The sequence below is a fragment of the Pseudonocardia sp. genome, from assembly GCF_025465255.1.
GTDB lineage: Bacteria > Actinomycetota > Actinomycetes > Mycobacteriales > Pseudonocardiaceae > Pseudonocardia.
Genome location: NZ_JAODNI010000104.1, coordinates 1 through 10,961 on the forward strand (window position 1 = coordinate 1; position 10,961 = coordinate 10,961).

At 73.4% G+C, this 10,961-nt stretch carries 9 protein-coding genes; 7 read left to right on the forward strand and 2 right to left on the reverse strand.

Features of this window, described 5'->3' with window-relative positions; genetic code table 11:
• On the reverse strand, positions 1-382 hold a 382-nt coding region (locus JWP64_RS11605), incomplete at its 3' end, for a PAS domain-containing protein (protein WP_297495741.1).
• A 601-nt stretch (positions 383-983) separates the two neighbouring features.
• On the opposite strand from JWP64_RS11605, the gene JWP64_RS11610 reads away from it, so the two are divergent.
• Positions 984-1,562, forward strand: a complete 579-nt coding sequence (locus JWP64_RS11610) for a peroxiredoxin (RefSeq protein ID WP_297495743.1) — start codon at positions 984-986, stop codon at positions 1,560-1,562.
• Here the strand turns inward: JWP64_RS11610 and JWP64_RS11615 are convergent.
• Positions 1,536-1,937: a hypothetical protein gene (locus JWP64_RS11615; protein ID WP_297495745.1), complete on the reverse strand. Its 402-nt coding sequence runs from the start codon at positions 1,935-1,937 to the stop codon at positions 1,536-1,538. The two genes, JWP64_RS11610 and JWP64_RS11615, sit on opposite strands and share 27 nt — an antisense overlap.
• A 544-nt stretch (positions 1,938-2,481) precedes the next feature.
• Between JWP64_RS11615 and JWP64_RS11620 the strand changes: the two genes are divergently transcribed.
• From JWP64_RS11620 to JWP64_RS11645, 6 genes are all read left to right on the forward strand, one after another.
• Complete coding sequence (locus JWP64_RS11620) at positions 2,482-3,012, forward strand: hypothetical protein (RefSeq protein WP_297495747.1); 531 nt, start codon at positions 2,482-2,484, stop codon at positions 3,010-3,012.
• 379 nt (positions 3,013-3,391) lie between these two features.
• Positions 3,392-4,015, forward strand: a complete 624-nt coding sequence (locus JWP64_RS11625) for a response regulator transcription factor (RefSeq protein WP_297495756.1) — start codon at positions 3,392-3,394, stop codon at positions 4,013-4,015.
• A gap of 150 nt (positions 4,016-4,165) precedes the next feature.
• Positions 4,166-6,025, forward strand: coding sequence for an AfsR/SARP family transcriptional regulator (locus JWP64_RS11630; RefSeq protein ID WP_297495749.1), 1,860 nt, complete (start codon positions 4,166-4,168; stop codon positions 6,023-6,025).
• Between the two features lie 139 nt (positions 6,026-6,164).
• On the forward strand, positions 6,165-6,383 hold the full coding sequence (locus tag JWP64_RS11635; RefSeq protein WP_297495750.1) for a hypothetical protein: 219 nt from the start codon (positions 6,165-6,167) through the stop codon (positions 6,381-6,383).
• Positions 6,384-6,423: 40 nt separating this feature from the next.
• Entirely contained in the window at positions 6,424-10,449 is a 4,026-nt protein-coding gene (gene eccCa / locus JWP64_RS11640) for a type VII secretion protein EccCa (protein WP_297495752.1), read from the forward strand.
• Positions 10,446-10,961 (forward strand): EsaB/YukD family protein (locus JWP64_RS11645; RefSeq protein ID WP_297495754.1); only part of this gene is annotated, 516 nt, incomplete at its 3' end. The genes eccCa and JWP64_RS11645, both read left to right, overlap by 4 nt.

The following is a 10,961-nucleotide window of genomic DNA, read 5'->3' on the forward strand; positions in this document are numbered from 1 at the left end:
GCGACCAGGTCGCGGAGTCCCGGCTGATGTCCCAGTCCCAGGACCCGACGAGGAACCGCTCTCCGCAAACGTTCGGTTGGTGGTTGGTGACGTCCTCTCCGGAGAGGTAGATGCGTTCCTCCTCCGGCTTGGCCCGCATCTCGTAGGCGATGAGGCGGTGCGTGCCGTCGCGGCGCAGCATCCGCACCCGCCGGGCGGACATCCGGCCCAGCCCGCGCAGCAGCAGCCGCTCCCGGTCCTCCATCAACCGCTGCTGGTCCTCCGGGTGCACCAGCTCCCAGAACGGCACCGCCGACAGCTCGTCCAGCGACCACCCCAGCACCGCCCGGTGCGCAGCGTTGATCGACAAGGTGTAGCCATCGAAGTCCTGTACCGACACCATGACGGAACCGCCGGACGAATCATGCAGCGGCTGCTTTCCATTCCCTGCGGCCATCGCGCAGCTCCCCCAGTTGCCTGAACGGCCGAGATCTGATTGGTGCGAGCGGGACTATCCGGCAGAGCCTCGGCCTAAACCGGCATGGCCGGCGCTGCGGTCTCTGGCGCGACACCGACTTCGTCGAATATCGGCACGCTACCGAGCCGGAATGACCACCCAGATAGACATCCGAGCTGATGCCGCCGTCGCCTTCTGGAGTATTGCTGCCCCCACCGGCCGTTGATCGTCCACCTCGTGCTGCCGGCCGAAAGGCGGCCAGGTGTCGACCTTCCCCGGAGGTTGACGTTTACGCTCGCAATAGGTGGACGACGTGAAGATCGGGGAGCTCGCAACGCGCCCAGGGGTCGGTCTTGGAGTGTCCGACCGCTGGTCGGGCTCATGCGGAGGACTGCCGGGCCTCAGGTCACGTTCCGTAACGCCATCGCCGAGCTCACAGCACGGATCGAGGCCCTCGCAGTCAAGCGGGCGGCCCTTGTCACCCGGCTAGGCGAGGCCGTGCACCGGGGCCAGCACGGTCCGGACGCCCGACGACGAGAGGACGGTCATGGCCGACCTGAACCAGCTCCCCGCCGACCTGCCCATACCCGAGGACGACGGGGCCGCCGACCACCTCGTCGGTCAGCCGATCCCGCGCCTGAGTCTGCCGAGCACAGCCGATCGAACCATCGCTCTCGACGACTTGGGCCCGGGCCGGGCGGTCCTCTACATCTACCCGTTGACCGGCAGGCCGGACATCGGCCTGCCGGACGGTTGGGACAACATCCCCGGCGCTCGCGGGTGCACCACCGAGGCGTGTGACTTCCGGGACCACCACCGCGACCTGCTCGACGCCGGCGCGACCGCCGTACTCGGTTTGTCCAGCCAGGACAGTGACTATCAACGGGAAGTCGTCGACCGCCTTCGGTTGCCCTTCGAAATGCTCTCCGACACCGGGCTGAGCCTGGCCGAGAAGCTGAACCTGCCGACCTTCCGAGCCGGGGACTTGATGCTCTACAAGCGGCTCACGCTCGTGATCAGCGATGGCGCAATCGAGTACGTGTTCTATCCGATCTTCCCGCCGAACCGGCACGCCCAGCAGCTCCTGGCCTGGCTACGGTCACATCCGACACCTATCGGTGGATGAGCCATGCTGGCCTGACCGCCCCGTGCACGTTCGCCTACTGGAACGGGTCTGGAGGTGACTAGCATCCGCAGGCCGAGGGTGGCCCGGGAATCGACGGTGAGTGGGGTGAGGCGGCGGCGGTCGGTGCCGCAGGACGTCGGCGAGGAGGTAGGCGTCGAAGCGGTCGTCCTTGCTGGCGGCGGTGCCGTAGCGGGAGCGCAGGGCGGTGACCTGCCAGCTGGCGATCACGAACACGGTCAGGCGGGCGTCGAGCAGGTGCAGGAGGGTGACCAGCTTGCCCAGCCCAGCCGCGGAGTGCTTGACCGTGAATTGCTCGATGGCGGCGCCGGTCTCGTCGATCGCGCAGACGGCGTGTTCGGACCACGACCAGTCCACCCCGGCGTATCCGACTGGTCCGTCGGCGGCAATGTCGTCGCTGGTCAGGGTCGATCCTGGCTGGTTGATCGCCGTGTTCGCTTCCGTCGTTGCGGGTGGGCGCTCCGGTGAGGCGCGGCTTCCGGTAGGTCATTGAAGCGCTCGCGGCGCGCAACCCCATCGCCGGTCAGCACGCCCCGAGCCGTCGGGTCTCGCGGTTGTCAAGGAGGACCTCGAAGGCCCCACGAGCCTGGGCGATGACCCGACGGTCCGGGATGCGCACCGGACCCGACGGGCCCGGCAGGCCAAGGGCGCCTTCAGTGGCCGCGAGCCTCGGAGGCCGTGAGAGCGGGGTGCACCGCACCGGCGTGACTAGTGGCCATTCGGCCGATGCCGATCGTCCTATCGGTCGGTCCCAGTGACGCAGCACCGACCTAGCGTCGGTGATCATGACCGACCTGCCCCGGCGGTGTCCGGGACCGGCAACGCGCTGGCCCCGCCCGCGCCCGCCCCCATCGCGCTGCCCATCACCGAAGCAAGCACACCGACACACAGGAGGACGATCATGGGGATCACGTTCAAGGGCGCATCCCGCCTCGGCGCTGCTGCTGCCATCACGGGGGCTGTCGTGGTTGGTAGCGCGTGCGGCTCCACCGGTGCCGCGCAGGCGATGCCGGCCGCGCAGGGCGAATGCAGCGCGCAGCAGCTCAACGTCTCGGTCAGGGAGGAGGCCACACCGGTGGCGAACGAGAAGCTGTTCGCCATCGAGTTCGCCGCGGAGCCGGGCGTGTCCTGCACTCTCATCGGCGCGCCGACCAACCTCATCTTCTACAGTGCCGGGGGCGCCCCCCTGGGCATCGAGTCAGTGGAGATGGACGCGAGCACCGCGGCCTCGGTGGTCGAGGTGATCGTCGACGAGGCGCACCCGAAGGTCGTCTACGTCGCCTCGCCGCGCGCCGACCTGCCGGGCGCTACCGCCGCCAAGGCGACGTTCGACCTGCCCTCCGACGCTGTCGACACCGCCGTGGAGGTCGCGTGGCCGAGCGAGGTGAACGGTCCGGTGCGCGTGGGCAACGTGGGCGACCCGGTGAGCTGATGGTCCGAACAGCAGCAATCGACCGATCGGCGCGACGGGCAGGGACGTGATGGTGAGCGGTCCGTCGGCGTCGGCTGCTCGTGCACCTGATCCTGCGACACGCCCCGGTAGATCCGTTCCTGGACGGTGATGACGACGCTGATGGCATTCATGTCCTTCGCCCCCGTCGCCGTGCAGAGCCTCCTGGTCTGACGAGCCGTCGCGGGGCGAGGCACGCCGTGGTGACCATGTTCAGCGGCGGCGGGGCTCTCCGAGATCTGCCGGGCGGCCGCGGCGCCGTCCCCCGCCGCCCGCCGCGCGTTCGCCAAGAGAACGGCAAGTCGGGTCCTGCAGGATGTTGCACGATCGAACGATTGTGGAGGAGGGACCGTTGAGCTCGATGCGCGTCGCGGTGCTGGCCGATGATCCGTTGAGTGCTGACGGCGCTGCCTCGGTCCTGCGCGGGCGCTCCGACGTGGAGCTGCTCGCGCCGGCACGGCGGGGGGAGGCGGACGTCCTGGTCGTGGTGACGCCGCACACCGATGAGTCCACACTGGACCTGATGCGGGGCGCGGCCGAGGAGTGCCTGCCGCGCCGGGCGGGGATCGTGCTGGTGTCGGACTCGCTGCCCGAGCGGCTGCTGCTGCGGGCCGTCGACTGCGGTCTCGTCAGTGTGCTGGCGCGGCGTGACGCGTCCCCGGAGCGGGTGCTGCGGGCCGTGCTCGGCGCCGCGGCCGGCCGGGCCGAGATGCCGGGGGGAGTGCTGCACCGGCTCGTCGAGCAGGTGCGGTCCGTGCAGCGCGACGTGCTGGCGCCCAACGGGCTCACCGCCGGCGGGCTTCAGATCCGCGAGGTGGAGGTGCTGCGACTGCTGGCGGACGGGCTGGACACCGTGGAGATCGCGGACCGGCTGAACTACTCCGAGCGCACGATCAAGAACGTGCTGCACGCGATGATGACCCGGCTCAACCTGCGCAACCGCTCGCACGCCGTGGCGTTCGGGTTGCGCTGCGGGGCCCTCTGAGGCCGAGCCGGGACCGGGGCATGTGGACGGTCACACTGTCGTGTCCTCGAGAAGTTCTGACCTGCAGTGACAGAGGCGCGCCGGGCCGGTTCTCCAGACGTTCATTCGCAGTCACCCACGAAAACGCTTAACAACTGCTAAACCACACCTGTGGATCATCAGCACGCGGCGGCCCTCCCGTTGCGGTTCGTGCTGGCCGGGCCGGTGCAGGCGTGGTTCCGCGACGAGCCGATCGCGCTCGGTCCGCCGCAGCGCCGCGCGCTCCTCGCGACCCTGCTGCTCGGCGCAGGCCGGGTGATCGGCCCGGATCGGCTCGTCGACGCCATCTGGGGCGCCGACCCGCCCGCCAACCCGCAGAGCGCCGTCCAGGCCCACGTGTCCGTCCTGCGCCGGATCCTCGAACCGGGACGCGCACCGCGCGAGGAGAGCCGGATCCTGCGCTCGGTCGGCGGCGGCTACCTCCTCGACGTCGTCGGCATGGAGGTCGACCTGTTCCTCTTCCGGCACCGGCTGGCCGCCGCCCGAGCCGCCGGCGCGGACGGTTCCCTCGAGCGCGCGGCCGCGCTGCTCCGCACCGCGTTGGACGGGTGGGACGGCGTCGCGCTCACCGGGCTGCCGGGGCCCATGGCCGAGGTGAACCGCGTCGCCCTGCGGGAGGAGCGGCTCGCCGCCTTCGAGGAGCTCGTCGAGCTGGAGCTGACCCGGGGCCGGCCCGAGGTGCGCACCGTCGAGCTGCACCGGCTGCTCCGCGAGAATCCGCACCGGGAACGCCTGCACGGGCTGCGGATGCGCGGTCTGCACCGGGAGGGCAGGCGCGCGGAGGCCCTCGCCCTCTACGCGGAGCTGCGGGCCCGGTTGGTGGCGGACCTGGGGATCGAGCCCGGCCCCGAGCTGCGCGCGCTGCAGCGGCAGATCCTCGCCGAGGACACGCTGAACACCGGTGACCTGCCCGTCGTCCCGTTGCGTGGCCCGTCGGCCCCACAAGGACGGGTGTCGTCCGCGTTCCCGCCCGCCGAGGGGTGTGGGGACGCCCGATCCTTCCGGGCCCCGGACGCGCTCCCCGCGACGGTGCCGGACCTCGTCGGGCGCGATCACGTGCTCGACCGGCTGTCCGTGCTGCTCCTCCCGGCCGCGCCCCGTCCGGTCGTGCTGCACGGGCTGCCCTGCGTCGGGACCACCGCGGCAGCGGTGGCCGCGGTCGCCCGCGTCGCGGGCCGGTTCGCCGGGGAGGTGCACCTGGTGGCCTCCGGGCGCACCGTCCCGGGGGCCCTCCCCGGCGGCTCGCTGCTGGTCCTCGACGGGGTGCACGGCGAGCCGGACCTCGACGAGCGGCTCGGCACCACGCCCGGTGCCGGGACCTCGGCGGTGGCGCGGCTCGTCGCCGCCGGCACGACCGTGCTGATCGCGGGTACCTACCGGATGCGCAGGCTCACCCCGGTGCAGCGCGTCCAGGTCGACCCGCTGACCTTCGAGCAGTCCTGGGAGCTGTTCGCCCGCCATGTCGGCCACGAGCGGGTCGACCGGGAACCCGCGGCCGTGGGGGAGCTCCTGCGGCGCATCGGTGGGCTGCCGCTGATGCTGGTCGCCAACGCCACGCAGCTCGACTCCCGGCCCAGCTGGTCCGTCGCCGAGTACTGCCGGGACCTGGCCGCGCAGCAGGCGGCCGACCCCGACTGGATCCACGACCTGGGCATCGGGCCGTTCCTCGGGCACTCGTTCGCCGCGGTGGACCAGGACGCCCTCGAGGTGCTCTGTGCCGGCGCGCTCCTGGACCGGCCCGAGTTCAGCCGGGACGCGGTGCGTCCGCTGTGCCCGGTGCAGGACCGCCAGCAGCTCATCACCCGGCTCGCCCGGCTCGTCGACCATCACCTGCTGGCCGAGCCCGCCCCGGGCACCTACCGGTTCCACCCGCTGATCCGGGAGTACTCGCTGGCGCTGGCCCGGACCCCCGCCATGTGGGCCCGGCTGCAGCGCTTCGGAGGGGAGCGGGCCCGCCGCGCGGCGGGCTGACCTCCCGGGTGTTCCCCGGCGGGCTGTCCGGGAGGGCAGTCCCTGCGGGAGGGACGGGCATCCCGGTCCCGAATCGCTGGCCCCACCGGGCGCGGCCCGCCATCGTCGGTTCCCTGACCGAGGATCGGGGGACGGACGGATGACGACCTGCACGGCCGCGGAGGTCCTGGCCAGCAGCACCGCGGCGATGCTGGCCGGAGTGCGCGCGGACCTGCTCGCGCTCGACGTCCCGGCACCTCAGGGGATGCACGGCGCCGGCGCGGCCGAGCGGGCCTCCATGCTGCACCGGATCGACGACCTGCTCGCCGCCCTGCACGGCGCCCGGGTCGCGGCCCGGCCGTCGCACCGCGGGGAGTGAACCCGCCCGTGTCCTCCGGACTCTTCCCCGGACGACGGTCGTGAGCACCGTCGTCGTCAAGCGGGGCCCGCGCGCGGCGGGGCCGGACCTGCCGGCCGGCCGTCTCGAACCGGCCGAGCCGCCGGTGCTCGGCGAGCCCGCCGCGCTGGACTTCACCTCGGCGATGTCCTACCTGCCGATGGCGCTCGGCACCGGCGCGATGGTGCTGATCTTCTCGCTCGGCGGCACGTCGCCCGCGCTCTACCTGGTCACCGGCATGATGGGCCTGTCGATGGTGTCGATGAGCCTGGTCCAGATCGTCCGGCCGGGCATGGAGCGGCGCCGCACCATGCGCGCCGAACGCCGGGACTACCTGCGCTACCTCGACCAGCTCCGCGACCGGGCCCGTGCCGCGGCGGACGAGCAGCGGGCGGCGCTCGCCTGGGACAACCCCGAGCCCGCTGCCCTGGCGGACCTGGCCCGCTCGCCGCGGCTCTGGGAGCGCCGGGCCGGGCACGACGACTTCGCGCGCGTCCGGATCGGCCGCGGCGACCAGCGGGCCGCCCTCGAGCTCGACCCACCGCAGACCCGGCCGGTGGAGGACCTGGAACCGTTGTGCGCCATTGCGTTGCGCCGGTTCACCCGGGCCTTCTCCACGGTGCCGGAGCTGCCGGTCGCAGTGGGCCTGCGCCGGTTCTCCGCCGTCGAGTTCGCGGGGGAGGCCGGGCCCGCGGCCGCGTTGCTGCGGTCCCTGCTCGCCCAGCTCGTGGTGCTGCACTCGCCCGACGAGCTGCGGCTCGCGTTGCTGCTCGGCCCCGAGCAGCAGTCCGGCTGGGACTGGTGCAAGTGGCTGCCGCACCTCGCCCACCCCGACGCGGTCGACGAGGGGGGACCGGTGCGGGTCGTCGCCGCCGACGTGGACGCGCTGTTCGGCCTGCTCGGGCCGGAGGTCCTGGACCGCCCCGACCACGACCCGGCCGCGACCCCGAGCCCGCACGAGCCGTTCACCGTGGTCGTCGCACACGGGGTGGACGTGCCCGAGCGCTCCCGGTTGCGCGGCGGCGGGCTGCGCAACGTCGTGCTGCTGGACCTGACGGGGGCGCTGCCGGGCGGGGAGGCGGTGCTGCGGCTCACCGTCACCGACGGGGCCGTCGAGTTCCCGTCGGGCGACGGCGTCGGCCGGGCCGTGCCGGACCGGATCGGGCCCGCGCCTGCCGAGCGGCTGGCCAGGGTGCTGTCCCCGCTGCGCACCAGCGGCACCGTCGAGCTGTCCAGCAAGCCGCTGGAGACGGACCTCGAGCTCACCGAGCTGCTCGGCGTCCGCGACCCGCGCGCCCTGGACGTCGCCGCGTCCTGGCGGCAGCGGACCGCGCAACGGGCGCGGTTGCAGGTCCCGATCGGCGTCACCGAGGACGGTGAGGTCGTGGAGCTCGACCTCAAGGAGGCCGCGCAGGGCGGCATGGGGCCGCACGGCGTGCTGATCGGCGCCACCGGCTCGGGCAAGAGCGAGCTGCTGCGCACGCTGGTGATCGGCCTCGCGGCGACGCACTCGTCGGAGATCCTGAACATGGTCCTCGTCGACTTCAAGGGCGGGGCGACGTTCCTCGGCACCGAGCGGCTCCCGCACACCTCGGCCGTGATCACGAACCTGGTCGACGAGCTACCGCTGGTCGACCGCATGCAGGACTCGATCAACGGTGAGCTGGTCCGTCGCCAGGAGCTGCTGCGCGCCGCCGGATACTCCTCGCTCCACGAGTACGAGAAGGCCCGGGCCGGCGGGGCGACGCTGCCGCCGCTGCCCACCCTGCTCGTCGTGGTGGACGAGTTCTCCGAGCTGCTGGCGGCCAAGCCGGAGTTCATGGACCTGTTCGTCCAGATCGGACGGCTGGGGCGCAGCCTCGGGGTGCACCTGCTGCTGGCCTCGCAGCGCCTCGACGAGGGCCGCATCCACCGCGTCGAGGGGCACCTGTCCTACCGGATCGCGTTGCGCACGTTCTCCTCGATGGAGTCCCGCAGCGTGATCGGCGCCGCGAGCGCCTACGAGCTGCCCTCGGCCCCGGGCAACGGGTATCTGAAGATCGACACCGAGAACCTGGTGCGGTTCAAGGCCGCCTACGTCTCCGGGCCCTGCCCCGAGGTACGCGGCGGGGCCGGGTCCGCGCTCCTGGCGGCCACCGAGATCGCCGCCTTCGGGCTCGCCCCCGGCACGATCCGCCGCGACCACGACGCCGCGGACGAGCCCGCGCGCCCGGACCGGCCCCGCGGCGAGGCCGCCGGGGACGAGGAGGAGAGCCTCCTCGACGTCCTGATCGGCCGGCTGGCGGGCGCCGGGCCCGCGGCGCGGCAGGTGTGGCTGCCGCCGCTGGACTCCTCGCCCAGCCTCGACCAGCTGCTCCCCGGTCTGGTGCCGGACCCGAGGCGCGGCATGACCGCGCCGGGGCATCCCGCCGTCCGGAGCCTGCGGGTGCCGCTCGGGCTGGTGGACCAGCCGTTCGAGCAGTCCCGCGAGCTGCTGGCGGCCGACCTGACCGGGGCGGACGGCAACGTCGGCGTGGTCGGGGCGCCGCAGGCCGGGAAGTCGACGCTGCTTCGCACACTGATGCTCGCGCTCGCGCTCACCCACACCCCCGAGGAGGTCCAGTTCTACTGCCTGGACCTCGCGGGCGGCGGGCTGGTGTCGCTGTCCGGGCTCCCGCACGTCGGGTCCGTCGCGACCCGCCTCGACCGCGACCGGGTGCTGCGGACGATCGAGGAGCTGGCCCAGCTGCTGGAGTGGCGCGAGCAGGTGTTCGCCGCCCACGGGGTGGACTCGATGGCGGCCTACCGGGCACGCGACTCGGGCGCGGGCAGCCCGTCCGTCCTCCCGGAGGACCGCTTCGGGGACGTCTTCCTCGTCGTCGACGGCTGGCAGACGCTGCGCAAGGACTTCGAGGAGCTCGAACCGCGGGTCACCGAGCTGGCGTCGCGGGGGCTGTCCTTCGGCGTGCACGTCGTCGTCGCCGCGAACCGCTGGTCGGAGATCCGGCCGTCCACCCGGGACCTGCTCGGCACCAAGCTGGAGCTGCGCCTCGGCGACCCGATCGAGTCCGAGCTCGGCGCCCGTACCGCGGCCGGCGTCCCGCACCAGCCGGGCCGCGGTCTCACCGCCGGCAAGCACCACTTCCTCGCCGGGTTGTCCCGGATCGACGGGTCCTCGGACACGGACGACCTGATGACCGCGACCCGGCTCGCCGCCGAGGAGGTCGCCACCTACTGGACCGGCCGCCGGGCCCCCGAGGTGCGGATGCTGCCGACCCGGCTGCCGGCCGCCGGGGTCCCCGCACCGGTCCTCGGCGCCGCGGGCGACCTCACGGTGTCCCTCGGCCTGGACGAGAAGCGGCTCGAACCCGTCCGGCACGACTTCGGCGCCACCCCGCACCTGATCGTGCTCGGCGACGCCGAGACGGGGAAGACCGGCGTGCTGCGCACGCTCGCCCGCTCGATCACCGCGACCTACGCGCCGTCGCAGGCCCGGATCCTGCTCGCCGACGGCCGCCGGGAGCTGCACGCGGCCGTTCCCGAGGAGTACCGGATCGGCTACGCCGTCAGCTCGGACGCGCTCGCCGACCTCGCCGCCAACGCCGCCGTCTCCATGACCAAGCGGCTGCCCGGCGCCGACCTGCCGCCCGACCGGCTCGCCCGCCGGGACTGGTGGAACGGCCCGCGGCTGTTCCTGCTGATCGACGACTACGACCTGATGGCCACCGGCGCGGGGATGGGCGGGCCTCTCGAACCACTGATCCCGCTGCTCGCGCACGGCGCGACCATCGGCATGCACCTCGTCGTCGCGCGCAGCACCTCCGGCGCGATGCGGGCGATGATGGACCCGCTGCTGCGCCGCATGTGGGAGCTCGGCGCCCCCGGCGTGCTGTTCTCCTACCCCAAGGAGGAGGGCAAGTTCCTCGGCGAGGCGCGGCCGCGCACGCTGCCCGCCGGGCGGGCCCAGCTCGTCACCCGCCGCGCGGTGCGGCTCGTGCAGACCGTCGACCCGTCCGTGGCCCCGGTCCCCGTGGGCGCCGCGCCCTCCGCGTCAGGAGCCCGCCCGTGAGAACAACCCTTCCCGCCCCCTCCCGCAACGGGACCCCGCAGGGCGGGTCCCTTCCCGAGGGCGGGCCCGCCGGAGCCGATCTCTGCCGGATCACCGTGCGCGGCCCCGACGGCCGCGCGGACCTCGCGGTGCCCGTCTCGGTCACCCCGGGCGACCTGCTGACGCTGCTCGCCCGGCGGCTCGCCGGGGACGCGGCGGGGGAGCGGACCGGCTGGGTTCTGCAGCGCCTCGGCGACGCCCCGCTCGACGAGGACGCGCCGATCGAGGTCCTCGAACTCCTCGACGGCGAGGTCCTGTACCTGCGCCCGGCCGACGACGCCGTCCCGGAGCTGCGCTACGACGACGTGCCCGACGGCGTCGGGGCGTCGGTGGGGGCCCGGACGGACCGCTGGACCCCGGCCGCCACGCGGCGGCTGCTGCTCGCCGTCGGTGCGGTGGGACTCGTGGCCGCTGCGGCGGTGGGGGTCGCGGGGCTGCCGGGGCCCGCCGTCGCACCGACGGGCGGCGGGGTC